Origin of the sequence: Paenibacillus sp. 453mf, assembly GCF_900116105.1 — a bacterium.
GTDB lineage: Bacteria > Bacillota > Bacilli > Paenibacillales > Paenibacillaceae > Paenibacillus > Paenibacillus provencensis.
Genome location: NZ_FPAC01000002.1, coordinates 233,151 through 257,681 on the forward strand (window position 1 = coordinate 233,151; position 24,531 = coordinate 257,681).

Below are 24,531 nucleotides of genomic sequence, written 5' to 3' on the forward strand. Positions count from 1 at the left end.
CATTTTGCCCAGGTCAGACGTAATTAAGGAATATCGATACAGGAGGAGAGATACCACTTGAAGCTGCTTAAGGAAAAAGTGTTGAATGAAGGAATTGTGTTGTCAGATCAGGTACTCAAGGTGGATTCATTCCTGAACCATCAGATGGACCCGGTTCTAATGAAGGAAGTGGGCCGCGAGTTTGTAAGAAGGTTTGAGGGAGAGGACATTAACCGTGTGCTCACTATTGAATCCTCCGGGATTGCGCCAGGGATTATGACAGCACTTGAGCTGGAAGCTCCGCTGATCTTTGCCCGTAAACAGAAGTCTTTGACACTGCGTGATGATATTTTTGTTGAGAAGGTGTATTCCTTCACCAAGCAGGAGTCCAACGAAATTACCGTGGCTAAGAAGTTTATGAAGCCGGGGGACCGCGTACTGATTATTGATGATTTTCTTGCCAATGGGGAAGCTGCTTTTGGTCTTGCGAGGATTGTAGAGCAGGCAGGTGCCGAGGTCGTCGGCATTGGTATCGTCATTGAAAAAGCATTCCAGCCTGGCGGCCGTCTGCTTCAAGAACAAGGCTACCGTGTTGAATCACTGGTGCGAATTGCATCACTTGAGAATGGACAAGTTACATTTGCAGATGAAGAGGATGGAATCTAATGTCACGTGAACGCATATTTAACCGCAATCGTCACCCTTTAAAAACATTTTCACTCGGCATTCAGCACGTCCTCGCCATGTATGCGGGAGCGGTCATCGTTCCGCTGATCGTCGGAGGACCGAGCGGTCTGAATCTGCCGCCGGATCAAATCACGTATCTGATTGCGATTGACCTGCTGGCCTGCGGCCTGGCTACACTGCTCCAAGTATGGGGCGGGAAATACTTCGGTATCGGTCTTCCGGTTATGCTTGGCTGTGCCTTCCAGGCGGTTTCTCCGATGATACTGATCGGTAATCAATATGGTATTAGCGCCATTTATGGGGCCATTATTGCTTCTGGTCTATTCGTCATGATCTTTGGCGGTCTGTTCGGCAAGCTGATTCGTTTCTTCCCGCCTGTCGTTACAGGCTCGGTCGTTACCATCATTGGACTGACGCTCATTCCCGTAGCGTTAAATGATCTTGGCGGAGGTAACGGAGCAGCGGATTTCGGTGATCCCGTGAACCTCATGTTGGGCTTTGGCGTACTGTTATTCATTATTATCTTGAACCGTTTGACCAAGGGATTTATCCAATCGATTTCGATCCTGCTTGGTCTTGTTGTCGGGACACTTGTTGCGGGACTGTTCTTTGGTAAAGTCGACTTGTCTCCTATGCTTGAAGCAAGCTGGTTCCGTGCACCGGAGCCGTTCCATTTCGGACAGCCTACCTTTAACTTGTCTGCTATCCTGACGATGATCCTTGTTGCGATCGTTAGTATCGCAGAATCGACAGGGGTATTTATGGCTCTGGGTAAAATTCTCGACAAAGAGATCGACTCCAAGGACCTTTCAAGAGGATACAGAGCAGAAGGGCTTGCTATTGTGCTTGGGGGGATCTTTAACTCCTTCCCCTATACAACATACTCTCAGAACGTAGGTCTGCTGCAAATGAGTCGTGTGAAGACACGGGATGTCATTGCAGTTGCTGGTCTGCTGCTCATTCTGATTGGATTTGTACCGAAGATTGCAGCAACGGCTCAAATGATTCCTCCATCCGTGCTTGGCGGCGCTACCGTAGCCTTATTTGGAATGGTTGTATCCTCAGGTATCCGGATGCTTGCTGATCAGGTAGACTTTAATCGTTACGAGAACCTGCTGATCATCGCGGTGTCCGTAGGGATGGGTCTCGGAGTTACAGTTGTGCCGAACCTGTTCTCACAGCTTCCTTCCGAGATCGGTATTCTGCTAAATAACGGAATCGTAGTCGGCAGCTTTACAGCAATCTTGCTGAATCTGATCTTTAATGGATTAGGTCCTAAACCGCAGAAGAAGGCTGAGCCGAGCAGGGCGAATGAATTGGTCTAATATTCTCATATAAAAAATAAATAAGCCGCTGGTTTTCCTGTCTAGGGGAATCAGCGGCTTATTGTATGCTGAGAAGTTGTGTAGGTGACCCGGTACCTGCAGCACAACACCCTAGAAGAGTAATCAAATCAAACACCGTAGGTGTAGCAAGCAGGTGCGGCTTTTAAGTGTGTGTGGAGTCTCAGAGCTTACGCATTTGCTTCTCCGCAAGGTCGCCTACCACAGGCAGCTTGAGCCATTTACCCTGCAGTGTTGCCGCGAGCATAATAACCCATATTGCCACACCGAGAAGAGATAGCAGCGAAGCGAGCAGGGGACCAAGCAAAGGGATTAAGCCACTGAGCACGTGACCAACGACAATAGCTCCGAAGGCAAACAAGGATTGAAGGGCATGAAACATAACGAAGCGGCTTCGCTTCTCAAGCGCAAGCAGCAATATGGCTCCGATAAAACCGAAGAAGTAGCACAGCGCACCTGCAATATTCTCATCTAGACCGGTCGATGATTTAAATGGGGACATCAAGTTCTTCCTCCTTTTGTCCAGCTCTCTTAAGCATCATATGAGGAAGATGACCGGATTTGAACAACCTATCTAAATAAAAAAATCACTCTTCCTCGTGAAGGAACAGTGATAGGCATGCTGTGAATATTTTGCTGGAACGGGATCTGTGAGTTTAGCTGCAATCGGTTAAGAAGTAGTTAGGAGTAGTTTAGCAGCAATTAAGCAGCAATTAAGCAGAGTACCGTCAGCTCCCGCCTTGAAATTGGCGTCTTGGGCTTGTGATTTTGCCTTTTTTATTCTCGTCATCCTCTTTAGGAACCAGGCGCTCATCCGTTCTGCCTTCATGATGGTTCTCAAAAGCAAACTCCGTCAGCTCCCATTCTGTGGCTCCGAGTACCGGGTCCGGCGGAAAATGCTGTCCTCTGTACAGATGCTCTGTCAGCCCCCGTTCATTGGTATATACACCGTCTACCTCGACTTTTTCCCGCGTTATCGGGAGCATGTCCTTATCCTTACTGCTCATATCTTGAGCCTCCTTGAACTTATTTTAGTGAAAGAAATCAATGGATCTTAGGGAGTACAGCAACCATTGTATAAATTGCTTAAGCTCTAACTTCAGTAAGTTAGGTTATCCGTTTCAGCGTATAACTATCCGTGTTTACGGCATAATAAAGGTAATGTAAACGATTGGTACTCGCAAAAAGGACTAAAGCCGGGCTAAACCTCTGCCGATAAATTATATGGATGAATCATATTCATCATCGAAAGTGTTTTGAATTTGATTCTGATTTTACAAAATTGATATTTCTGGAAAGCTGTACGCATGCTTTGAATATGATACAATAGAAGTGTGGTTCAAAAAGAATCATTTCGGGTATTCAAAATGACAGGTACCTGTTTAAGTCAGGGTTTCCCGGCCTGAAGCTAATTATAGCTGCACACACTTCTTCATGGTATCACTTAGATCTTTTTTTCTACGGATTCTCTAAACGGAGCATTTACTTTTGAACGTTTTGGGAGGGAGTTATCATGGCAACAAAAGGTCATAATGAGGTCAAAGAAAGTTTACGAGAAATGACTCGGATTTTCAGGCCGAAGGATCCTAAAAAATTCGTGAAGGAGTATGTGAAAAAATACCGGATAACAGGAGGGTATGAAGAGGAGCTTACACTCGTTGTCGAGCGTGAACTGACAAGACTGGATTCCTCAGTCTCCTGATTCTTCACTTTTAAGTCACTACTGTAATCAAGCATCTGAATATACTGTTCTTATTTGAATAGAACCGCCCGCCTGTGAATGGAATGCAGGAGAGGCGGTTTTTTTTGTGCTCTATTATGCATATACATGGTGTTAGCGCCACAGCGGGAAGGGGCTGACCTGTAGATGTCTGTGATCCTGAAGTCGAAAGAGGAAATCGGGTACATGCGGGAGGCAGGGAGGATACTTAAAGCTTGCCATCGAAAGATCGAATCCATGCTTACGCCAGGAATAACGACCAAAGCAATCGATAACTTTGTAGAGGATTTCCTTGCCGAACAGGGTGCAACGCCGGAACAGAAGGGATATAAAGGCTATCCCTATGCGATATGCGCTTCAGTGAATGAAGTTGTATGTCACGGCTTCCCTTCCAATAAGGCACTAGTGAATGGAGATGTAGTGACAATTGATATGGTGGTCAACAAGGATGGCTGGCTTGCAGACTCCGCCTGGACTTATGCGGTAGGGAAGACGGATTCCAAGACAGCGAGATTTCTGAAACGGACGGAAAAAGCAATGCACCGAGGGATTGCTGCAGCAATGCCGGGTAAGACCGTAGGCGACATCGGTTATGCCATCGAAAAATGCGTGAAGCCTTGGCGCTATGGGATTGTTAAGCCGCTCGTCGGGCATGGGATTGGACGCATCATCCATGAGCAGCCTGATATTTTTCCTTATGGCAAGCCAGGTCAAGGCATCCGGCTTGAAGAGGGGATGGTGATCACGGTAGAGCCTGTTCTGACCATGGGACCGACGGGTGCCGTGCACTGGGAGGACGACGGCTGGACAATTCGATCTGCAGATGGCAGTATCGGGGCCCAGTATGAGCATACCGTGGCAATTACGAAGGATGGTCCGCTTCTGTTGACCGACTGAGCGACACATCGCTTATCCTGTCATGGCAAGATAGCTTCTGCTTCTTAGAAACCCGCTTCTGTAGAGGAACGGGTTTTCTTTTGTGGTAAATGATGGATGGAATTAGAAATGAGATGGGATTTCATGTGCTGAGGTGGCAAAAAAGAGAGATGCATTCTATAAATGGATTGCTAGAGTTGTCAGTAATTTATTTGCACTAAAATACATAAAAAAGCAGATTGCCAAACTTGCTCGAAACCTCCCGTATTATCCGTAATTTGGAAGAAAACAATGAGATAACTCCCAACAATTTAGTCTTGTAATCGTTAACAAACATAATAATGACGCGGGTTCTTAGACTTTTTGAACAATTTGTGAACATATGTCTAAAGATTGACAAAAACAGGGGGGCGACTTATATTTAATAAGTGATTGTATTAATTTACAGGATTACAACAAAGGTGCTAGAGCAGGTAGAATACTCGCTTTTTGGAACCGGATGGTAATCATCGAAATTGGGAAAAGTGGGGTAGATAGGTGATGAAAAGGTGGCGGCACGGAAAAAGAATCCTCCTATTGCTGGCAGCATTCTCATTGTTATTGTCCGCTTGCGGCCGTGAGGATTTGTCTGTATTGAGACCGCAGGGTCCCGTAGCACAGGGGCAGCTAGATTTAATGAAGCTTGCCATAACGATCATGGTCGTCGTGCTCCTTGTGGTGTTTGCGATTGCGGCCTTTGTATTGATCAAGTTCCGGCGGAAGCCAGGACAGAATGAAATTCCTGAACAGGTGGAAGGTAATCACAAGCTGGAGATTATATGGACCGTTATTCCTCTCGTGCTTGTCATTATACTGGCTGTTCCGACCGTTCAGCAGCTCTCCGCATTAGGCAAGGACTACACCAAAGACGAAAACGCCCTTCAGGTTAAAGTGACCGCTCACCAGTACTGGTGGGAATTCAGCTACCCTGATCTCGGTGTGACGACCGCACAAGACCTCATTATTCCAACCGATAAGACGATTTCATTTGTACTTGAAAGTAATGATGTAATTCACTCCTTCTGGGTACCGTCCCTGGCAGGCAAGATTGACACGAACTTTGACGGAACCCTGAACAAATTCCATTTTTCTGCACCGAATGAAGGCGTTTACCGCGGGAAGTGCGCTGAGCTGTGCGGACCCTCCCATGCATATATGGAGTTCAAGGTTAAGGCTGTCAGCCAAGAAGAATTTGATAATTGGGTGACCGCGATGCAGGCGCCGGCTGTTCTGCCTGAAGATGAGCAGCTTGCCGAGAAATTTAAGTCTGCCTGCCTTAGCTGTCATGCAGTGGGCGATCAAGGTGGTCCTCTGGGTCCGAATCTTACAGGGATCGGCGGCAGGGAATCCATTGCCAGCATGCTTCTGAATGAACGTGAAGGTCAGGAGGGAGCACCTGTAGAGGAGAACCTCAAAGAATGGCTTCATGATCCGCAGGCAATCAAACCGGGCAATGAGATGCCGTCTCCGGCAGAGCTCGGTCTCACCACCGAAGAGGTCGATGCTATAGCCGAGTATTTGGCCGATTATAAGCTGGATTATGAAACGAACAGTGCGGATTGAGAAGGAGGTACTTGAACTTGGCTCACGCTCATACGGTTAAACGGTATACAGGTATTATGGATTGGCTGACTACCGTTGACCATAAAAAAATCGCGATTCTTTACTTGACAGCAGGCGGCTTGTTCTTCGGAATCGGCGGGATTGAAGCCATTCTGATTCGTCTTCAACTGATCATTCCCTATAATGGAATGCTGTCTACCCAGACATTTAATGAAATGATTACGATGCATGGGACGACAATGATCTTCCTCGGCGTTATGCCGATCATATTCGCACTGATGAATGCAGTGCTTCCGCTGCAGATTGGGGCAAGGGACGTTGCGTTTCCATTCCTGAACTCGCTCGGCTTCTGGACGTTTCTGTTCGGGGGATTGCTTCTTAATCTGAGCTGGGTCATGGGCGGTGCTCCGGACGCAGGCTGGACCTCCTATGTTCCGCTCGCAAGCACGGAGTACAGCGGCACGCACGGTGTTGATTTCTACACCATCGGCCTCCAGATTGCTGGTCTTGGTACGCTGATCGGGGGAATCAACTTCCTTGCCACCATTATTACGATGCGTGCACCGGGGATGTCATTTATGAGAATGCCGATGTTTGCCTGGACGACATTTATAACATCTGCAATTATCCTGTTTGCCTTCCCAGCCATTACGGTGGGTCTTGTTCTATTAACCTTTGACCGTATTCTCGGAGCTAACTTCTTCGATGTTGCAGGCGGAGGTAACCCGGTATTATGGCAGCATATTTTCTGGATCTTCGGTCACCCTGAAGTATATATCCTGATTCTGCCGGCATTCGGTATCATTTCCGAAGTCATTCCGACCTTCTCCAGAAAGAGATTGTTCGGCTACAGCTCCATGGTATTTGCGACAATTCTAATTGCGTTCCTTGGCTTCATGGTATGGGCGCATCATATGTTCACCACAGGGATGGGGACAGTAGCGAATGCCCTGTTCTCGATCTCGACAATGCTGATTGCGGTGCCTACAGGAATCAAAATATTTAACTGGCTGTTTACGATGTGGGGCGGACAGATCCGGTTCACAGCAGCGAATATGTACGCTATTGGCTTTGTACCTACCTTCGTTATGGGTGGGGTAACCGGCGTCATGCTGGCCTCTGCACCTGCAGATTTTCAGTTCCATGATACATATTTCGTTGTAGCGCATTTTCACTATGTCATTGTGGGTGGACTTGTACTCGGCCTGTTCTCCGGTCTGCACTACTGGTGGCCGAAGATGTTCGGACGGGTACTTGCTGAGGGACTCGGCAAGATCACATTCTGGATCTTCATTATCGGCTTCCATCTCACGTTCTTCGTTCAGCACTTCCTCGGTCTGATGGGGATGCAGCGCCGGGTTGCAACCTATGCACCGAATCAAGGCTTTGACATGCTGAACCTGATCAGTACCGTTGGTGCACTCATGATGGGTGTAGGCGTGATATTGTTCCTGGTCAATATTGTTAAGACTTCGCTCAAGCCAGCCGATGCTGGGAATGATCCTTGGGAGGATGGACGAACACTGGAATGGAGCATTCCTTCTCCTCCGCCGGAATACAACTTTAAACAGACTCCGCTCGTACGCGGGATTGATGCCTACTGGAAAGAGAAGATGGCAGGTCATTCAGAGATGACTCCGGCAGAACCGGTGGGACCGATTCATATGCCTTCAGCGACAATATTACCGTTCCTTATGTCCGTCGGTATCTTCATCGCTGGTCTCGGTCTGATGTTTACGAATGATGATTTCGGTAATGGAATTATGAATTTTATGTTCAATAACTATATTGTCGTCATTATTGGTCTGGGGATCACCTTTGGTTGTATGATTGTCCGCTCACTCTATGATGACCATGGATGGCATATTGAGCCTGAGGAACTGGAAGATAAGGGGGCAAAAGCATGACAAACCCACACGCAGAAACTGTAAATGGTCAGCTGCCTCATGAACCGGAAAAAGCAACGCTCGAGGGCCGCAACAAGATACTCGGCTTTTGGCTGTTCATGGGTGGGGAAGCGGTTCTGTTCGGTACGTTATTCGCGACCTTCCTGGCGCTTCGCAACCAGACATTGGATGGACCGACGGCAAATGATCTGTTTCATCTTCCTTTGGTTGCAGCGGCAACCTTCACTCTGCTGGTGAGCAGTTTGACGAGCGTATTTGCGATTCAGGCGATGCATAAGCATAACGTTAAGGCGCTCATTAGCTGGCTCGGCGTTACCATTCTGCTCGGACTTGTCTTTCTTGGTATCGAAATTTATGAGTTCTATGAATATGTGGTTCATAAGGAATTTGGCATGACAACGAGCGCGTTCAGTTCGGCATTCTACACGCTGGTCGGCTTTCACGGGGCGCACGTTGCCTTTGGTCTAGGCTGGATCGGACTTCTCATTGGACAGCTGTACAAAAAAGGATTAACGGTCGTAACTGCACCGAAGATTTACGTGTCAGCCATCTACTGGCACTTTATCGATGTGGTCTGGGTCTTCATCTTTACGGTCGTGTATCTGCTTGGGAAGGTGGTTTAATCCATGGCGGGTAATGGTCAATCAAGCTCGGGCTCGGAGGGTGTTAAGCATCGCCATCGTCCGGAGGGGCCGGAGAAGCATATTGTTGCCTTTATCTTCTCTATCGCGCTTACGTTAATTGCATTTGCTGCAGTGGCCGCTGGCGGCGTGAATAACACATTTACAATTATTATTTTGCTGGTCATGGCTGTGCTTCAGGTTATTATTCAGATGGCATATTGGATGCATATGAAGGATAAAGGGCATCTGATCCCGCTCATCTTTATGGCATTCGGATTCTTCGTGGCCTTTACGGCCATTATTACCGCCTTATTGTGGATGTGGTGGTAAGTAAGGCAAGAAGGCGGCGAATCTTTCGCCGCCTTTTCGAATTTTCGTAAAGCCAATCATTACCATTCTTCTACGCGGAGTAAGGCAAGGGGAGGAGAAGCATGCTCGGTCTACAATATTTCAGCTTTAATGATCTGTGGAGCCCGCTGTTCTTGGCTTTTATGATTATGATGACAGCACTATACTTTGTTGTTATCGGCCCGATGGCCGAGAAGGCAAAGCTAAGCGAGAAGGCAACGACACAGCAACAAGTGATGTTTCTATGCGGGATGTTCATCTTGTATATGGCGCAGGGCGGCCCAATAAGCTTGTTTGGTCATACGATGTTTACTTTCCATATGCTAAGCATGGCGTTGTCCTATATTGCAGCACCACCTCTAATTATGAGAGGAATTCCGGCATGGGTCTGGCGTAAATTGCTGGATTATCGTCCTGTCCGGTGGTTTTCTTTTCTCGCGAATCCGATTGTGGCGGCACTGCTGTTTAATGGATTATTCTCCTTCTACCACATTCCGGTGATCCATGATTATGTCATGCTGAATTTCGCTGTGCACCGGCTGTATTATGTCGTTTTGTTCGTCACAGCCATGCTAATGTGGGGATCGCTCGTGCATCCGATACCGGAGCGGGACAGGGGGTCGGGATTACACAAGATCGGCTATATCTTCCTCAACATGGTGCTGCTTACACCTGCTTGTGGACTGATCATCTTCGCCTCCGAATCCATCTATGAGACCTACAGCAATCCAAATGCTTGGGTGACCGCGATGGGATACTGCGTATCACCAGAAACGCAGCTTCGTCTGCAGGGTCTCGGAGGACCTTCGTTCTTTAATTTTCTATCGACAGCACAGCAGGATCAGCAGGTCGGCGGCATTGTAATGAAGATGATTCAAGAGCTGATATTCGGCGTCATGCTGGCGTATGTGTTCTTTCAATGGTATCGGAAGGAAAGTCAGGAGGATGACGAGAATATTCCTTTACAAGTATCTGGCAGGACTGAAGCATAAAGGTATATAGGGCAGATTGATCACTGAGCATTTAAGTAACGACGACAAGCAGGTGAAGACTCGAGGGGGAAGAGACATGGACTTGGATTTCATACTGCCAACACTAAGCACCGCCTTTATAGTCATCAGCGCGGTGCTGGTAGGGATTGGCTGGTATCTCATCGTAAAGGGAAGAAGGCACGCACATAAGAACATGATGATTGCCGGGGCATGGGCAGCGATCCTGTTTTTTATCATCTATTCATCCCGTACCTTTATTGTTGGTAACACCTCTTGGGGTGGGCCAGATGATTTGAAGCTGTTCTATCATGTATTTTTGATTTTTCATATTATTTTAGCCACAGTGGCTGCTGTATTCGGGATCACAACCCTTGTCTGGGGCTTCAAGGAGAAATATGCGAAGCATCGTAAGCTGGGGAGAGTGACCTCGGTGGTCTGGTTTTTTACAGCCATTACCGGAGTTGTCGTCTATACGCTGCTCTATGTGATGTATCCGGGCGGTCATACGAAGCCTGTGTGGGAAGTCATTATAGGAGCTTAATAGGTGCTTAATGAAGAAATTAACTAGATTAAATATTCATATCTTATAGTATTTATCAGGTTAAACTTATACTTGTGATAGAACAGCATACCAATAACGTAAAGACGCTGTTGGTATGCTTTTTCTATAGTCGGATATTAAGAAGTTAGAAGTATGGATCATGCCAAAATCAACATTGTTTTATGGAGAAAATACTTATCGCATAAAATGCGAAGTGCATGCAATTATATAAGATTCTGTTCCATCAGGCTGTGGGCGATTTGAAGTGAATTCCACGCAGCCCCCTTGAGCAGGTTATCAGAAACAATCCACAGATGAAATCCATTAGATATATCGGGGTCCTTGCGGATTCGGCCGACGAATACATCGGGGCTTCCAGCCGCTTGTAATGGTGTGGGATACAGCTGCTCTGCAGGATTATCCTGTACGGCAACACCCGGTGATTGGGACAAGAGCTCACGCAGTTCGCTCACAGACGCAGGAGCTGCAAGTTCAATGTATACAGACTCCGAGTGGCCGGTGACGACAGGAACGCGGACGCAGGTTGCAGCCATTTTTAAGAAGGGCAGCTCCATGATTTTTTTCGTCTCATCCATCATCTTCTGCTCCTCGAAGCTGTAGTCATTGTCCGTAAATACATCGACTTGGGGCAGAACATTAAATGCAATTGGATAATGCTTCTGATCCTTCTTAGCAGGCAGGAGGTTGGCTTCAACAGGCTCTCCATGGAGAGAGGCTTGGGCTTGTGACAGCAGCTCCGTTATTGCCCCGACGCCTGAACCGGATACGGCCTGATAGGTGGAAACGATAATGCGTTCGAGACCGTAATTACGAGCAATGGGTGCAAGAGCAGTTACCATCTGCAAGGCGGAGCAGTTCGGCACGGATACGATGCCTCGGTGGGTCTTCAGTACATGCGGATTGACCTCGGGAACAACTAAAGGAACTTCCTTATGCATACGGAATTCACTTGTATTATCGATAACGATCGCTCCGCTTCTAACCGCAATAGGCACAAATACACGCGACACCTCACCACCTGCACTAAAGAAGGCAATATCGACATCTTCAAAACTGGACTTTGTCAGCTCCTCGCATTGAAGTTCTTCCCCACGAAATGAAACAAGTTTGCCTGCAGATCTCCGAGAGGAGAGCAGCTTCAATTGGCTGATTGCAAAATGTGTGTCTTGTTCAAGCAGTTCTTTAATTTTGGTTCCGACTGCTCCGGTTGCGCCGACGATGGCCACATGATACTCGGTTTTTTTCATGGATAAGTGGTCCTCCTCATCTCTTGATTTCATTCATTGTAATACAGCGGATGGTATAATGATCATCAGAAGATCCGATAAGGTTGTTCGTAAAGGATGAATAATCATCGTAAAGCTCGAAAGATAAGGAGCACCACTATGGATATTAAGCATGTCAAAACATTTTGTGCCGTGGTCAAGCATGGTGGCTTCTCTAAAGCGGCAGAAGCGCTTAGTTATGCGCAATCCACCGTTACGATGCATATTCAGTCCCTGGAGCATGATTTGGATCTGCGTCTGTTTGACCGACTTAGCAAGAAGACGATTCTTACTGAGCCGGGAGAACGATTTTACCAGTATGCGATAGAGCTGCTTGTTATTTATGAGAAGGCGAAGGAGATATCCAGAGAGAAGCATGAAGTAGCCGGAAGTCTGAGCATTACAGCTAATGAGTCGGTTGCTGTATATCTACTGCCCGGGATCCTAAAGAAGTTCAAAGAACGTTATCCGAAAGTGAACATCACCATCGAAGCTTCATCTGGCGTTAATGAGCTGCAAAGGCTGAGAGAAGGCGAGACAGATATTGTTTTTCGAATTGGAGAGCAGCTGGAGTATGATGGGGTGAGGACCGTATTGCTTCGTCAGGAGGAATTTGGCTGGATCCTGCCTGAGGGTCATAATGACCAGAATTACAATCAATTGCTGCAGCAGTATCCTTTTATATATACGGAGCCGGAGTGTAGCTACCGTAAGCTGGTTCACGGGGTTCTGATGGAAAATGGAGCCGCTCCTGAACGCACATTGGAGAGCTCGAGCATCGAGGTCATTAAACAATCCGTTATGGCTCATCTGGGAATAGCTATACTGCCGCATATGGTCGTGAAGGATGCAGAAGATAAAGGACAGCTTATCTACCGGGAGATCCAAATGCCAACGAATATATACAGTCAGGCCTATTATCATGGAAGCAGGTGGCAGTCACCAGTGCAGAGAGCATTTGTTGATGTGCTGCTGAGGGAATTTGCTGTGCTTGTGAGTGATGAGTAATATTGGCCGTAGACAAATGTAAAGAATGTGACGGGAGAGGCGCGCACATTCTTTTTCTTTTTTTCTATAAAAGAGGTTGACTTGGCATGAGTTTAGTTTGTATAGTGTGTATAAAGATATATACAGTAATCACACCTGTAATGGTGAGGGGGATATACAGCATGAGTACGAGAGTATGGAAGCAAGCTTGGTGGATGACGAGGAAGGAATTAGGACGTGATTGGTCTCATTGGATCTGGACTCTCTTGTTCACAGCTTATGCGGCAATCATGTGCGTCGCCTCCATGCATGAGGCTATGAAGGATAAAGGCTATACGTTAATGGGAGATAACTTTTTCCTTATTTTCGTCCCATTCTTAGGCTTTTTCTTCTCAAGAAGGTCCTTTCGTTATTTACAGGAGGATTCCTATACACAGATGCTGGCTTATATGAGACGGATACCTGTACCGGCGGACGCCATTCTCTTGAATCGAATCATTCAAATGCTGATTACGTTTGTTATTAATGGGACGGCATTCTTCAGCCTGATCTATGTAGCGGCACTCCGAGGAGAGGAGTTTGGACTATCCGGGGTCCTGGCTTTTGCAATGATGTGGATTGGGTATGGGCTGTTTATTAACTCGATCTACATCTACTGGGAATTTAATGTTAGTGGCAAGCGATATTTTGTTCAAACGATGGCTCTAATGCTCTTCACTCTGCTTGTATCATTGGTTGCTGCGATGTTCGACTACAATTTGATTAAAATTACACTTCAGCAAAGTGCTGCTTATGGTTTATTATCGCCGATGATGTGGGGAATACTGCTCATCGCTGCAGCCAGTCTCACGATCAGCTTCAAGTTGACTCGCAGACGAATGTTAATACGGGATTTGAGTTAAGGAAGCAGGACGGAGACGAACAAATGAGAACAATGATGAATGAACCTATACAGGCTGAGGGGGTGCGCCACCTGTGAATATACCAATTCAAATTAATGAAAACAGCGCGGAGCCCTTGTACCATCAGATTGAGAGTCAGTTACGTTCACTGATTATTTCCGGTCAGGTTAAGGAGGGAACACTATTGCCGTCTATTCGTGAATTTGCGGGCAGTCTTAGCTGCAGCGTGATTACGGTGCGAAGAGTGTATCAGGATTTGGAGAATGAAGGACTTCTCCGCACGAAGCAAGGCACCGGTACTTTCGTAGCTGAAGTCGGGATGAAGGAGCGGGATGAATTCAAGCTGACAGCAGTCAAGGATGCGCTTGTCCAAGCGGCGAAGGTGGGCATCTCTGTTGGCAGTACGAAGGAAGAGATGACCGCATGGTTCAATGAGGTGCTCCGTGAGCTCTACGATAACAAGGAGGAGAAGCAGCCATGACCGAAGCTCCGGTAATATCGATGCAAGAGGTGTATAAGTCCCGCAAAGAGAAGACGATCGGCCCCATTAACCTGGAGCTGGCAGAGGGTTATATCTATGCCTTAGTAGGACATAACGGTTCGGGCAAGAGCACCTTGCTTAACATGCTGCAAAAGGTGGTCCTTCCCGATACGGGACGAATTCTCTGGTATGGAAGTGAAGTAGAAGGTGAGCTTCCGACAGAATTACGGGAGAAGATGAGTTCAGTAACCGAGCAGTCCATTCTGGATGAAGATCATATGACGGCCATGGGAGCGGCTGAATTTCGAGCTTATTGGCACCCCGATTGGAATCAAGCCCTGTTCGAAGAGCTGCTCAGTAAATTCGAGGTTCCTCGTAAATCCAAGCTGAAGAAGATGTCAAAGGGAGAGCGAAGGAAGTATGAATTAGCAGCGGCGCTTGCAGTACAGCCTAGACTGCTTATTCTGGATGAACCTTCTTCAGGACTGGACCCTTTTTCCTGGAAGCTAATGATTGCAGAGCTTCAGCGTTATATGGATCGAGGGAATACGACGGTTATTATAGCGACACATATTCTGGACGAAATTCGGCGTCTCGCTGACTATATTATTCTCATGCATAGAGGGCAGACACTCGGCATGGTGGAGAAGGATCTGCTGCTGGATAGCTGGAGAGAAATCTGGTACGAGGGTGATATAAAGCCAGGGCATCTGCCAGGCATTGTGGATTGGTCAGAGGAAACCAGTCGCCTGAGGAGAATTGTTACAACGCATACAAGCGATGTACTGGAGATTCTAGCGGAAACGGGGATATCACCGGTGAAGACCCGAATTCTCGAGCTGGATGAAATATTGGCTTACTGGATCGAAGGATACGGACCAGCAGGCTGGGAAACGAAAAAGGGGGAGGAAATATAATGAATCGACTTGAACTAAGCCAGGTAGTGAAGCAGTACGGTGACAAAACAGCTGTAAACAGGGTAACGCTGAACGTAGCAGAGGGAGAGATTTACGGGTTGCTCGGCGCCAACGGTGCTGGCAAGACAACAACCATGCGCATGGTGCTGGGGCTGATCTATCCGGATGACGGAGATATTCTGTACAACGGTAAGAAATACAATCCTGAATTGCAGCACATCATGGGTTATCTCCCGGAAGAGAGAGGGATGTATCCGAAGGTCAAGGTTAGTGAACAGATTAACTATCTGGGCAGACTGCGCGGTATGAATGCGAAGGATGCAGATCAGAGCCTAAGGTACTGGCTGGAGCGGTTTGAAGTGCCTGAGTACTATGATAAACGGATAGAAGAGTTGTCCAAAGGGAATCAGCAGAAGATGGGCTTTATCGCAGCAGTCGTTCACCGTCCGCAAATTCTGATTCTGGATGAAGCGTTCAGCGGACTTGATCCGGTTAACGTAGAGCTTCTCAAGGCGACGGTCAAGGAGCTTCGGGACGAGGGAACCTCGATTCTGTTCTCAACTCACCGGATGGAGCATGTAGAGGAGCTGTGCAAGAATATTACGATTCTTCATCGTTCCAACACCGTCGTGCAGGGGAATATACAGGAGGTCAAATCACGGTATCCGCGCGAGCATGTGCGTCTTGTAACAACGGATAGAGTGACTGGACTTGAGAACGTGGCAGGCGTAACTCGTGTTGAAGAAATGGAGAAGGGATATCTGATCACGATTGCATCCCCGGATGCGGCTCAGCTGATCCTGCAAAAGGCGCTTCAGGAATCGACGGTAGAGCACTTTGAGATTAAAGAACCTACGCTAAACCAAATCTTTATCAAGGAGGTAGGAACCGGACATGAATAAACTCGGGACGATTATCGGTTTTACATACAAGCAGAAGGCCAAGACGAAGGCTTTTAAAATAACGACATTGGTTCTAGCTATCCTGATGACCATCGGGATGAATATCCCTTATGTGATCGATATGTTTTCAGGTAATGATGGGGACAGTAGTGGAGGAAATACTCCAGCCGATATCCCGGCTATTGGACTTGTCGTTGGTGAACAGCAGGAGTCGGCTCAGGCACTTGAGGAGTTTGTGGCCAGTCAGCAGGTTCCGGCTCTTCGCTTCCTATCCTATGAGCAGGCGGATGCGCCGGAACTGAAGACGGACCTCGCGGATGAAGTGATTGAGGGATATGTTGAGCTGCATGCTGCAGGAGACGGTACGTCACCAATGGCTACCTATTATTCAGAAGATGCGAATCCGTCCCCGGCAGTAATGACGACCATTCAAACCGGATTGCAAAATGCTAAGACGAAATCGATCGTGCAGGATGCGCTTAGTCCTGAGCAGATTGAGGCGATTAGCGTACCGGCTGTCGTTGATGTTCAGGAAGTAAATGTGGAAGACGATACTGCAGCTGGTGCTGGAGCAGGTGCGGATGCAGAGAGTGCAGCTGTCGATTATGTATTTGTCTATGTTCTAATGATTCTGTTCTTCTTCTCTATTATTATGACCGGGAACATGATTGCATCTGAAATTACGGCAGAGAAGAGCTCGCGCATTATGGAAATTCTGATTACGAGCGTAGCCCCGCTGACCCAAATGTTCGGTAAAATCATCGGGATCTTCCTGTTAAGCTTGACTCAGATCGGAATCTTCGGGCTTGTGATCTTCGGAAATCTGATGCTGCCACACAATATCGAGCTGCTTCGCAGTATTGATATTGACTTGTCTGCCATGAATCTGGATGTACTGATCTACGGATTCTTGTTCTATATCCTTGGCTTCTTCCTGTACGCGGTTCTGTTCGCGGCGATCGGTTCCATCGTCAGCCGTACAGAGGAGCTGGGTCAAGCGCTGACGCCAATGACGATGCTATCTCTAGTCGCATTTTATATCGGAATCTTCAGCCTTGGAACGCCGAACAGCCTGCTGGTTCAGATCTCAAGCTTCGTTCCATTTACTTCACCTACGGTTATGATTCTCCGTATTGGAATGGGAGAAATTGCGGTATGGGAAATCTGGGTATCGCTCATCCTGCTGGTTGCCTCCATTCTGGTCTTCGGCTGGTTGTCTGCAAAAATATACCGTACGGGTGTATTGATGTACGGCAAGCGCCCAAGCATCAAGGAGCTTAGAAAAGCAATGAAGGCATATAAGATTTAGTAGAATCATCTTGAATTCTGTGTGGTGTCATAATTAGTGAGAAAAATTTCAAAATTATTGAGAGTTATTTTTCATAATTGTTGATAAATGTATGATTATTCAATGATATACATCACAAGTATAAAAAAACTACAACATGATGTGGGTAATTCGTACTATTGTCACTCGCAGTAAAATGAATTGCCACTGAAGACCGAAACCAGAGTACGGGAAAACGCAAGCGTATCAAGGGTTTGTCAGTTATTGAGGTTCAAAATCTCCGCGATTCGGAAAGTGCTATTTCATAGTGAGGTTAATCCTCAATCGTTGATAGTCGTGTAAATATACATTCGTAAATATAATCTAATAATTTCAAATTAGAATAGGATGATGGCAAGTTGGAACAATTTTTGCAACAGCTGCAAGATTCGAGTCCGATATTACAATTCCTTGGGGTTATGCTTGTAGGAATGATCCCCTTTCTCGAAGGATACTTTGCAGTACCTGTAGGGATTGCGGTCGGGTTCCCTGCAGTGATGACGATCGTAGCGGCAATCGTCGGAAACTGGATCTCGGTTATGGTTGTTATCCTGGCTAGTGATCGCGTAAGGCAGTGGCTGCAAAGAAGAAAACCGTCTGAACGTAAACAAGAAAAACACAATAAACGTCTAGAACGCGGGCAGAATCTATTCCAAAAGTACGGTGTTCCCGGAGTGTCGCTTCTAGGTCCTTTGTTGATCGGAGACCATATCGCGGCTTTAGTTTGTATCGCATCAGGTGCATCAAAACGATATGTGATAATTTGGCAGACGATTGCCATAGTCGTATGGGCTGTCGGAATGGGGATTCTGGTGCTGTTAGGAATAAATGTTATAAAGTAATTCTAAGGAAAAAGAAGAGACCTCCTTGCTTTTGGAATGGTGGCAGCCCCGTCAGCAGGAAGTCGGTAATACAACACCTAAAACCTGCAGGAATGATGCCCCGGCAATGTACAGTCAATTTTAAAAATCATTCCGGTTAAACAAGCGGTACTACGTGCTGTACTCAAAAAGCCGGATAAAGACAATGAATAAAAAGGCGCTCATCTCAATGATGGGAGCCTTTTTTATTATGGATAAACCTTAATTTGATCCAGTAAAAATCCGTTATATAAGGTTGACTTAATCAGCTTAGAACGAAAAATACTACAAAGCTAGTGGAGGAATAAAATGAATATTATAGAGTCATTGATACAGTGTATGCCATTTTTTAATACCGTTTTAGTTTGATTAAAAGCTAAAGGCAGCCGATCGTTATTTGATCAGCTGCCTTTATTAACTAACTGGAAAGGAATAGCAGATTTTACTCTGAAACGTATGTTAGATAGAAGTAGAAAGGAAGTGGAATTCAATGGTAAGATATATTAACTACATTAAATATTTCTGGGTGAATTTGTTACCTGAGTGAATTTCATTTTACATAATATTAAGGAGAGTATAGCATGCGAGGGAATAGATGGTATAAGTGTGACTTACATATTCATACTATAGCTAGTAATTGTTTTAGAGATAGGAGTGTTACTGCTGAGCAATGGGTGAATCGCTGTATTGAACAAGAATTGGATTGTGTAGCGATAACTGTTCATAATACAGGAAATAGCATAGACGAATACAAGAAGGTTGCTGATGAAAAAGGACTAATCCTTTTTCCGGGTGTAGAACTAACTTACGGAGAAAATGGAATCCACCTTTTAATTTTATTTGATTTGGACAAGACTTCTGAGTATGTTAATGATTTTCTTATTTCCGTCGGTATAAAAAGGGAAGATTTTGCAGCACCACATGCATGCAGTAATATCACTTTTCAAGAAATAGTAGAAAAGGTTAATTTGGCAGGCGGTCTTATAATTCCTGCACATGTCGATGAATTTAAGGGGCTACAGGAGTCTACTTTTGATCATATTCAGGAATGCTATAGATATCAAGACATTGCGGGGGTTCAGGTTGTAAATAAGGAGTTGTGGGAGTTAGAAGGGGTTGTGAGCACAACAAAAAAAGAAGAAGTAGCTGAGAAATTAAATAAAAAATATAACTCTTCTATGTTCACACCAGATTTAGTGAAAAAGTGGTTGCATCCTATAACAGAAGCTAAGAGAAGTAATAAGGCGATTCTTACCTTCTCTGATAATCCTCATGCTCCAGGCGATACTCAACATGGTCTTAAAGGTATTGGAACAAGATATTCATGGATTAAAATGGATGAAGAGGTGACTCTGAATAGTTTAAGACAAGCTTTAATGCTAAGTTCATTAAGAGTAGTATCTGATTTTGAGAGTTTCGTTTCACCATATACCCCCCCTGCAATTTATCTGAAATCTATGCGAGTTATGAATACGCATTTATCTGAAGGGGAAATCTACACTGAGTTCAGCTCCCAAATGACAACAGTCATTGGAGGAAGGGAACAGGTAAATCAAGTATTGTCAGGTTTTTAAGAGGTGTTCTTGGTAAATCCAAAGATTTAGTTGGCTTTAAGGAGTTATATGAAGACCATACTAATTTTTATTCTGTCCACGCAACAGATGAAATGGGAGTCTTAAAGGACGATAGTGTAATAGAGCTAGAAGTGTTTTTTGAGAATACCTTATTCAAAGTTCGAACAAACGGTGCCGATCTTCTAGTAGTTTTGAGATTTAATGATGAGATTTCTGAATTTGAAGAAGTAAACTCAGGTTATCTACATACATATCTGAATGACTGTGATATTTATTCGCAGAAGCAAATTTATGAAATGGCTCAGAATCCTAATACTCTTAGAAATAGAATAGACGAGGAAAACTATGATATTAAGTTACTAAAAGATAGTTTGTTGGAATTAGGTAATAAGTACAAAGAAATAACAAGAAGAATTAAAACCTTAAATCAACAATTACGTTTTAAAGAAAGTGTGTTACTGCAAAGAGATGAACTTAAAAGGAAATTAGAAAAACTCACTAATGGGAGTTATAAAACGATTATTGATACTTATAACTCAGTTTATATAGAACGAAAGCAATTCCTTGGGATTGCCACATTATTCAATGATAAACTAGACTCTTTGACGGATATAAAGGAAGAACTCAGTATAGCATATCCTGAAGAAGTCAGTGGAAAATCTGCTGAAGTTATCAGCATAATTAGTAACAAGATTAAAGATTATAATCAAATGGTTGAGATGATAATTAATGATTTTAGTAGATTTGTAAATGATTTAAGTAAGAGCTATTCTCAAGAGGTGCAAGCAACTACTTGGTATAGTGAATATATATTATTAAAAGAATCCTATGAAAATCTAAGAGCTGAGTTAAACGAGGAAGAGATTATTGAACTTGAAAATTTATCAGTATTAAATGAACAACTAGAAACGATAGAAGAAAAACTGAAAAATTTTCAGCTATTAGAAAACGAAAAGGAACAGTTATACGAGGAACAAAGTAGAGTACTTGAGGATTATAAAAGAAACATAAATCAGGTCACTCAAAAAAGGCGAGAATTTTTACAAAGTGTCATACTAAGCAGCGACAATATTAAGATTAATGTAAAACCTCAGAGAGATATAAGGGATTTTCTAAACAAGTTTAGAGATATTATTCAAAAGAAGTCAGGCTATGATGAGGCTATTAAGAAAATTGAAGAGAATTTATCTAATAACAATTGGGGGTTACAATACCTAAAGGATTTGATCATTAGAATCAAAAATGAAGAAGAAACTACGACTTTTGACGGTAGATTTAGGCGTATGCTTGTAGCTTTAAATGATGAACAGATAGATGAAATTATACTACTTTATCCTGAAGATGAAATAGAAGTTCGATTTAAATCTAGTGAGAATGGTCAGTTTAAATCGCTGTCAACAGCATCGGCAGGCCAAAAAACTTCTGCTATCTTAACATTTTTACTTTCTTATGGAACATCTCCACTTATACTTGATCAGCCTGAGGATGATTTAGATAATCAGTTAATTCATGATTTAATTGTTGATCGGTTGCTAAAATGCAAACAATCAAGGCAAGTAATAGTTATTACGCATAATGCCAATATACCAGTTAATGGAGATGCAGAATGGGTTGTTTCTCTAGATTCAGATACGAGAGAAATGTCCATATTTAAATCTGGATCAGTGGATGACCTAAATATTAGGAAAAAAATATGCGACGTTATGGAGGGAGGAGAAAAGGCATTTACGCTCAGAGCATTGAGGTATGGTTTTAATAAATAGAAAATCTAAAGCCCAAGTTACAAGACTTTTTAGCGTATGATTTTAGATTTTGATACTATTATTTAAAAGCAAAAGTCCTGGGTGAAGCGCACCCCTTAGAATGGACATTGGAAAAATCCCTTGGGTTTAACCGATGAAATTCTTGGGGTGCATTTTTGTATGGCGATAAAAGGTCAAAAGTTTAGGACATATTCTGAGGAACTCAAGTTGGAGGCATTCGTTTGCACATAGAAGAAAAATGGACCTATCGACAAATCGACCCTCATCTTGGAATTCAAGATGAGGGTCGAATGAAGTGCTGGATATGCAAATACCGTGAAAAGGGTGAATTTGGCCTGTTAGATCAACGTGGAAGACGGAATATATAGATCAAGAGAGATATGTTCAACAATTGAAACGGGAAAATGCGATGCTAGAAAAGTGTTGGATGCGGGAGGTAAAGAACAACGGTTCAAGCTTATCGAACAAACGATGGACATCGGCCAAGTAGTAGAACAATGTCAACTTCTTGGTGTCTCTAAAAGTGGTTACTACGCGTATTTGAAGCGAAAAAAGGCGCATCGAGATGCCAAGGCTAAACGACTCATTCGCAAAGTGTACAAACGATACCAAGGAAAGTAGGATACCAAACAAATTCAGCTGTTCTTGTGGCACGATGAAGGGGTATGGATGGACCACAAGAAGATGCTACGCCTAATGCAGAAGCTTGGCCTTTAAGCGAGCATTCGCCGGAAACGTCGATTTAACATGACTTACAAGGCTGCAAAACGTGTGACCGATAATCTGCTTCAGCGGAAGTTTACTGCCGAAAAACCAAACCAGAAGTGGGTGACAGATGTAACTCCATACTGGGTTGGCGAGCGCGGGCTCTATCTTTCAGCCGTGAAAGACCTATTTAGTAATGAAATTGTGGCCTAACGATTTTAGTCAACGGAATGACAATGAGTTGGTGCTTCAAACATTTGCTAAGGCGTTCTCAAAGCAAAGAGACGTGACTGAATTGATCGATCACAGCGACCAAGGATTCCAGCACACGTCTCATGCCTACAACGACATGCTGCCGAAGGTTGGCGCCCAAATCAGCATGTCTCGCCGGGGCAATTGTCTAGACAACGCTCTCTATGAGTGTTTCCTCTCGCATCTCAAAACGGAAGGGCTCTATCCTTAAGATATACGAAATTTGCTAGAGAGCACAAAGTCGAATTGAGAAATTTATCAATTTTTTCAATCGAAGACGGCCACAACGTATACTACACAAACTGATAGGTGTTTTTTTAATATCCACTAAATGGGGGTCAGTCCCGGGCATCCGAGGGCTTTTTTATGTATCCGTGAGAAAATCTCTTTCTCTCTTGTAAAAATGCTGGCTGAGGGAAAGAAAGGGCAAACAAAAAGTTTATTTAAATAACGTAATTTTACTAGTGTCTTTAAGAACATGTCATGATGGATCAAATAACTACCTAAATAAGTAAAGGGAATGAATACAATATGTAATTTGTTATATATTTACAAAAATGAAAATAAGTGTATAATTTGTTTTTGGGGAGGTGATATCAAGCGTGAAATATTGTGAATCTATTATCTGATTAACTAAAACTCAAGGAGGATAAAAAATGAAAAGAGGTACAAAAGTATTTTTAGTAAGTATTACTGCATTCTCTGCTTTTAGTGCTACTGCTTTTGGATGGAGCTATTCTGATTATTCTCGAGGTTCTTACGTCCCTAAATCCGGTACGGGTATACCTTCACTTGTTTCTAATAATGGGGTTACTCGTCTAGCAACGTGGGTTAGTTTTAAATTTGATACAACTAACCGCACAAATATATTGGATTATAACAATGGTGGAGATAACCCAGGTACTGCGTGTGACAACTCAAATGCTTATTTTACACTAGATCAAACTGCTGTCCCTGATTCTAATGATCTTGAAATAGATGCTGATGAAATACTAACAAATTTACCTAGTCCAAAGTTGGACATTGAAGATAATAATTTTTTTGGGCAAGATGATGAGTCTGAGGTTACTGCTTTAGGCACAGTAAATACAACAACAAGTTACTATATGGAAACAAGATGGAATGATTTAAGAGATGGTGGATCTGGGGATAGTGGAAAGATCCAAGCACAAATGGGTATCAGTGAGAAAGGACTTCTTGATTACAATACTTGTACTCAATCCACAGCAATTCAACACACTTTTACTTACGGTGATAGTCTAGGATCTATGCCTTCTGCTATAAGTAATACTCAGGAAGTAGAGCAAGCAGCTATTAATTCTCCAGATACTGAATCTTCGTTTGATGCTATCTCACAATACGAAGCCATAAATTCAAATAATTTAATGGATTACTTAAATAACAATATCAAGACTGTCAGTGATTTAAGTGAGAAAAATTTAAAAGATGTTGCTGTAACTATTACATTTGATTCTCCTGTTGATTTTTCCGTAGTAAAAGAACTTGCAGATACTACCAACTTGAATGTAGAATATGTAGAAGCAAGGGGAATTGACGAAAACGGGGATAGAGTTACGTCCTTTAGACAAGGACTTGATGAAGTCTCTATGGAGAGCGAAAATGTTGTTATAGATTTTAAAGGCTATACGGCAGTTCAGGCAAAAGTAGATTCCTCTTCCTTAAAAACATTGGTTAATGCAGATCGAATCTATTCGGTTGATGTAAGCGGTGATGATTTTATTACCAACTCAGAGGGTGATCAATATCCTGTGTCATTAACATGGTTAAGGGAAGATTTCTCAGCAAAATAACTATTGAACTAAGGAGGATTAGATGATTTACATATTATTGTGTATTTTACTATCTATCTCATCCTTATACCTTTTCAAAAAAGTTGGTTTTAAATACTATTTAAGCTTGACTTTCTGTCTACTAACTTTGCTGTCTTTACTAGCGA

Annotated in this window: 24 protein-coding genes; 21 read left to right on the forward strand and 3 right to left on the reverse strand. The window is 44.1% G+C overall.

What is annotated here, in order from left to right:
* Window positions 1-57 precede the first annotated feature (57 nt).
* Both BM415_RS15310 and BM415_RS15315 read left to right on the forward strand, forming a co-directional pair.
* Entirely contained in the window at window positions 58-645 is a 588-nt protein-coding gene (locus BM415_RS15310) for a xanthine phosphoribosyltransferase (protein WP_091159556.1), read from the forward strand.
* Entirely contained in the window at window positions 645-1,991 is a 1,347-nt protein-coding gene (locus BM415_RS15315; protein ID WP_091159558.1) for a nucleobase:cation symporter-2 family protein, read from the forward strand. Before BM415_RS15310 ends, BM415_RS15315 begins: the two co-directional genes overlap by 1 nt.
* 181 nt (window positions 1,992-2,172) lie before the next feature.
* On the opposite strand, the gene BM415_RS15320 is transcribed toward BM415_RS15315, so the two are convergent.
* Together BM415_RS15320 and BM415_RS15325 are read right to left on the reverse strand one after the other, a co-directional pair.
* A complete protein-coding gene (locus tag BM415_RS15320; RefSeq protein WP_091159560.1) occupies window positions 2,173-2,511 on the reverse strand; it encodes a DUF4870 domain-containing protein in 339 nt (112 codons plus the stop codon).
* Window positions 2,512-2,737: 226 nt separating this feature from the next.
* Window positions 2,738-3,016 (reverse strand): transposase, encoded by a 279-nt coding sequence (locus tag BM415_RS15325; protein WP_091159562.1) that lies wholly within the window; start codon window positions 3,014-3,016, stop codon window positions 2,738-2,740.
* 506 nt (window positions 3,017-3,522) lie between these two features.
* Here BM415_RS15325 and BM415_RS15330 point away from each other — a divergent pair.
* The 8 genes from BM415_RS15330 to BM415_RS15365 all read left to right on the forward strand — a co-directional run bounded on the left by BM415_RS15330 (window position 3,523) and on the right by BM415_RS15365 (window position 10,618).
* Window positions 3,523-3,711 (forward strand): hypothetical protein, encoded by a 189-nt coding sequence (locus BM415_RS15330; protein ID WP_091159567.1) that lies wholly within the window; start codon window positions 3,523-3,525, stop codon window positions 3,709-3,711.
* A gap of 165 nt (window positions 3,712-3,876) precedes the next feature.
* Window positions 3,877-4,626, forward strand: coding sequence for a type I methionyl aminopeptidase (map, locus tag BM415_RS15335; protein WP_091159569.1), 750 nt, complete (start codon window positions 3,877-3,879; stop codon window positions 4,624-4,626).
* Between the two features lie 516 nt (window positions 4,627-5,142).
* Window positions 5,143-6,207 carry a cytochrome c oxidase subunit II gene (gene coxB / locus BM415_RS15340; protein ID WP_091159570.1) on the forward strand — a complete coding sequence of 355 codons (1,065 nt, stop codon included), beginning with the start codon at window positions 5,143-5,145 and terminating at the stop codon, window positions 6,205-6,207.
* 17 nt (window positions 6,208-6,224) lie between these two features.
* Window positions 6,225-8,114: a cytochrome c oxidase subunit I gene (gene ctaD, locus BM415_RS15345; RefSeq protein ID WP_091159571.1), complete on the forward strand. Its 1,890-nt coding sequence runs from the start codon at window positions 6,225-6,227 to the stop codon at window positions 8,112-8,114.
* Window positions 8,111-8,737 carry a cytochrome (ubi)quinol oxidase subunit III gene (locus BM415_RS15350; protein ID WP_091159572.1) on the forward strand — a complete coding sequence of 209 codons (627 nt, stop codon included), beginning with the start codon at window positions 8,111-8,113 and terminating at the stop codon, window positions 8,735-8,737. The genes ctaD and BM415_RS15350 overlap by 4 nt, the downstream gene beginning before the upstream one ends.
* A 3-nt stretch (window positions 8,738-8,740) precedes the next feature.
* Window positions 8,741-9,067, forward strand: a complete 327-nt coding sequence (locus tag BM415_RS15355; protein WP_091159574.1) for a cytochrome C oxidase subunit IV family protein — start codon at window positions 8,741-8,743, stop codon at window positions 9,065-9,067.
* Window positions 9,068-9,168: 101 nt separating this feature from the next.
* The gene (ctaG, locus tag BM415_RS15360) at window positions 9,169-10,077 is read left to right on the forward strand and encodes a cytochrome c oxidase assembly factor CtaG (protein ID WP_091159575.1); all 909 of its coding nucleotides are present in this window, start codon (window positions 9,169-9,171) and stop codon (window positions 10,075-10,077) included.
* Between the two features lie 76 nt (window positions 10,078-10,153).
* On the forward strand, window positions 10,154-10,618 hold the full coding sequence (locus BM415_RS15365; protein WP_091159577.1) for a DUF420 domain-containing protein: 465 nt from the start codon (window positions 10,154-10,156) through the stop codon (window positions 10,616-10,618).
* A 224-nt stretch (window positions 10,619-10,842) separates the two neighbouring features.
* On the opposite strand, the gene BM415_RS15370 is transcribed toward BM415_RS15365, so the two are convergent.
* Entirely contained in the window at window positions 10,843-11,886 is a 1,044-nt protein-coding gene (locus BM415_RS15370; protein ID WP_091159580.1) for an aspartate-semialdehyde dehydrogenase, read from the reverse strand.
* Between the two features lie 138 nt (window positions 11,887-12,024).
* On the opposite strand from BM415_RS15370, the gene BM415_RS15375 reads away from it, so the two are divergent.
* The 11 genes from BM415_RS15375 (at window position 12,025) to BM415_RS15425 (ending at window position 24,385) form a co-directional block, all read left to right on the forward strand.
* Complete coding sequence (locus BM415_RS15375; RefSeq protein WP_091159581.1) at window positions 12,025-12,912, forward strand: LysR family transcriptional regulator; 888 nt, start codon at window positions 12,025-12,027, stop codon at window positions 12,910-12,912.
* 161 nt (window positions 12,913-13,073) lie between these two features.
* Entirely contained in the window at window positions 13,074-13,793 is a 720-nt protein-coding gene (locus tag BM415_RS15380; RefSeq protein WP_091159583.1) for a hypothetical protein, read from the forward strand.
* Between the two features lie 73 nt (window positions 13,794-13,866).
* The gene (locus BM415_RS15385) at window positions 13,867-14,274 is read left to right on the forward strand and encodes a GntR family transcriptional regulator (RefSeq protein WP_091159584.1); all 408 of its coding nucleotides are present in this window, start codon (window positions 13,867-13,869) and stop codon (window positions 14,272-14,274) included.
* The gene (locus BM415_RS15390; protein WP_091159585.1) at window positions 14,271-15,191 is read left to right on the forward strand and encodes an ATP-binding cassette domain-containing protein; all 921 of its coding nucleotides are present in this window, start codon (window positions 14,271-14,273) and stop codon (window positions 15,189-15,191) included. Before BM415_RS15385 ends, BM415_RS15390 begins: the two co-directional genes overlap by 4 nt.
* Window positions 15,191-16,093 (forward strand): ABC transporter ATP-binding protein, encoded by a 903-nt coding sequence (locus BM415_RS15395; protein WP_091159587.1) that lies wholly within the window; start codon window positions 15,191-15,193, stop codon window positions 16,091-16,093. Before BM415_RS15390 ends, BM415_RS15395 begins: the two co-directional genes overlap by 1 nt.
* Window positions 16,086-17,402, forward strand: coding sequence for an ABC transporter permease (locus BM415_RS15400; protein WP_091159588.1), 1,317 nt, complete (start codon window positions 16,086-16,088; stop codon window positions 17,400-17,402). The genes BM415_RS15395 and BM415_RS15400 overlap by 8 nt, the downstream gene beginning before the upstream one ends.
* A 377-nt stretch (window positions 17,403-17,779) precedes the next feature.
* Window positions 17,780-18,262, forward strand: a complete 483-nt coding sequence (locus BM415_RS15405; RefSeq protein WP_091159589.1) for a small multi-drug export protein — start codon at window positions 17,780-17,782, stop codon at window positions 18,260-18,262.
* Window positions 18,263-18,861: 599 nt separating this feature from the next.
* Window positions 18,862-19,854, forward strand: coding sequence for a PHP domain-containing protein (locus BM415_RS15410; RefSeq protein WP_091159590.1), 993 nt, complete (start codon window positions 18,862-18,864; stop codon window positions 19,852-19,854).
* A gap of 92 nt (window positions 19,855-19,946) precedes the next feature.
* Entirely contained in the window at window positions 19,947-21,617 is a 1,671-nt protein-coding gene (locus tag BM415_RS15415; RefSeq protein WP_091159591.1) for an ATP-binding protein, read from the forward strand.
* A gap of 420 nt (window positions 21,618-22,037) precedes the next feature.
* Window positions 22,038-22,238: a hypothetical protein gene (locus BM415_RS25140; RefSeq protein ID WP_170862508.1), complete on the forward strand. Its 201-nt coding sequence runs from the start codon at window positions 22,038-22,040 to the stop codon at window positions 22,236-22,238.
* Window positions 22,239-23,230: 992 nt separating this feature from the next.
* Window positions 23,231-24,385, forward strand: coding sequence for a hypothetical protein (locus BM415_RS15425; RefSeq protein ID WP_091159594.1), 1,155 nt, complete (start codon window positions 23,231-23,233; stop codon window positions 24,383-24,385).
* The last annotated feature ends 146 nt before the right edge of the window (window positions 24,386-24,531 follow it).

What these genes read in the sequence shown, in the direction of transcription:
- BM415_RS15410 (WP_091159590.1), top strand. Translation starts at nt 18,862, where the DNA reads ATGCGAGGGAATAGATGGTATAAGTGTGACTTACATATTCATACTATA.
- BM415_RS15370 (WP_091159580.1), bottom strand. Translation starts at nt 11,886, where the DNA reads ATGAAAAAAACCGAGTATCATGTGGCCATCGTCGGCGCAACCGGAGCA.
- map (WP_091159569.1), top strand. Translation starts at nt 3,877, where the DNA reads ATGTCTGTGATCCTGAAGTCGAAAGAGGAAATCGGGTACATGCGGGAG.
- BM415_RS15330 (WP_091159567.1), top strand. Translation starts at nt 3,523, where the DNA reads ATGGCAACAAAAGGTCATAATGAGGTCAAAGAAAGTTTACGAGAAATG.
- BM415_RS15395 (WP_091159587.1), top strand. Translation starts at nt 15,191, where the DNA reads ATGAATCGACTTGAACTAAGCCAGGTAGTGAAGCAGTACGGTGACAAA.
- BM415_RS15375 (WP_091159581.1), top strand. Translation starts at nt 12,025, where the DNA reads ATGGATATTAAGCATGTCAAAACATTTTGTGCCGTGGTCAAGCATGGT.
- BM415_RS15320 (WP_091159560.1), bottom strand. Translation starts at nt 2,511, where the DNA reads ATGTCCCCATTTAAATCATCGACCGGTCTAGATGAGAATATTGCAGGT.
- BM415_RS15355 (WP_091159574.1), top strand. Translation starts at nt 8,741, where the DNA reads ATGGCGGGTAATGGTCAATCAAGCTCGGGCTCGGAGGGTGTTAAGCAT.
- ctaG (WP_091159575.1), top strand. Translation starts at nt 9,169, where the DNA reads ATGCTCGGTCTACAATATTTCAGCTTTAATGATCTGTGGAGCCCGCTG.
- BM415_RS15425 (WP_091159594.1), top strand. Translation starts at nt 23,231, where the DNA reads ATGAAAAGAGGTACAAAAGTATTTTTAGTAAGTATTACTGCATTCTCT.
- BM415_RS15315 (WP_091159558.1), top strand. Translation starts at nt 645, where the DNA reads ATGTCACGTGAACGCATATTTAACCGCAATCGTCACCCTTTAAAAACA.
- BM415_RS15380 (WP_091159583.1), top strand. Translation starts at nt 13,074, where the DNA reads ATGAGTACGAGAGTATGGAAGCAAGCTTGGTGGATGACGAGGAAGGAA.
- BM415_RS15325 (WP_091159562.1), bottom strand. Translation starts at nt 3,016, where the DNA reads ATGAGCAGTAAGGATAAGGACATGCTCCCGATAACGCGGGAAAAAGTC.
- BM415_RS15415 (WP_091159591.1), top strand. Translation starts at nt 19,947, where the DNA reads ATGGGAGTCTTAAAGGACGATAGTGTAATAGAGCTAGAAGTGTTTTTT.
- BM415_RS15400 (WP_091159588.1), top strand. Translation starts at nt 16,086, where the DNA reads ATGAATAAACTCGGGACGATTATCGGTTTTACATACAAGCAGAAGGCC.
- BM415_RS15365 (WP_091159577.1), top strand. Translation starts at nt 10,154, where the DNA reads ATGGACTTGGATTTCATACTGCCAACACTAAGCACCGCCTTTATAGTC.
- BM415_RS15350 (WP_091159572.1), top strand. Translation starts at nt 8,111, where the DNA reads ATGACAAACCCACACGCAGAAACTGTAAATGGTCAGCTGCCTCATGAA.
- BM415_RS15390 (WP_091159585.1), top strand. Translation starts at nt 14,271, where the DNA reads ATGACCGAAGCTCCGGTAATATCGATGCAAGAGGTGTATAAGTCCCGC.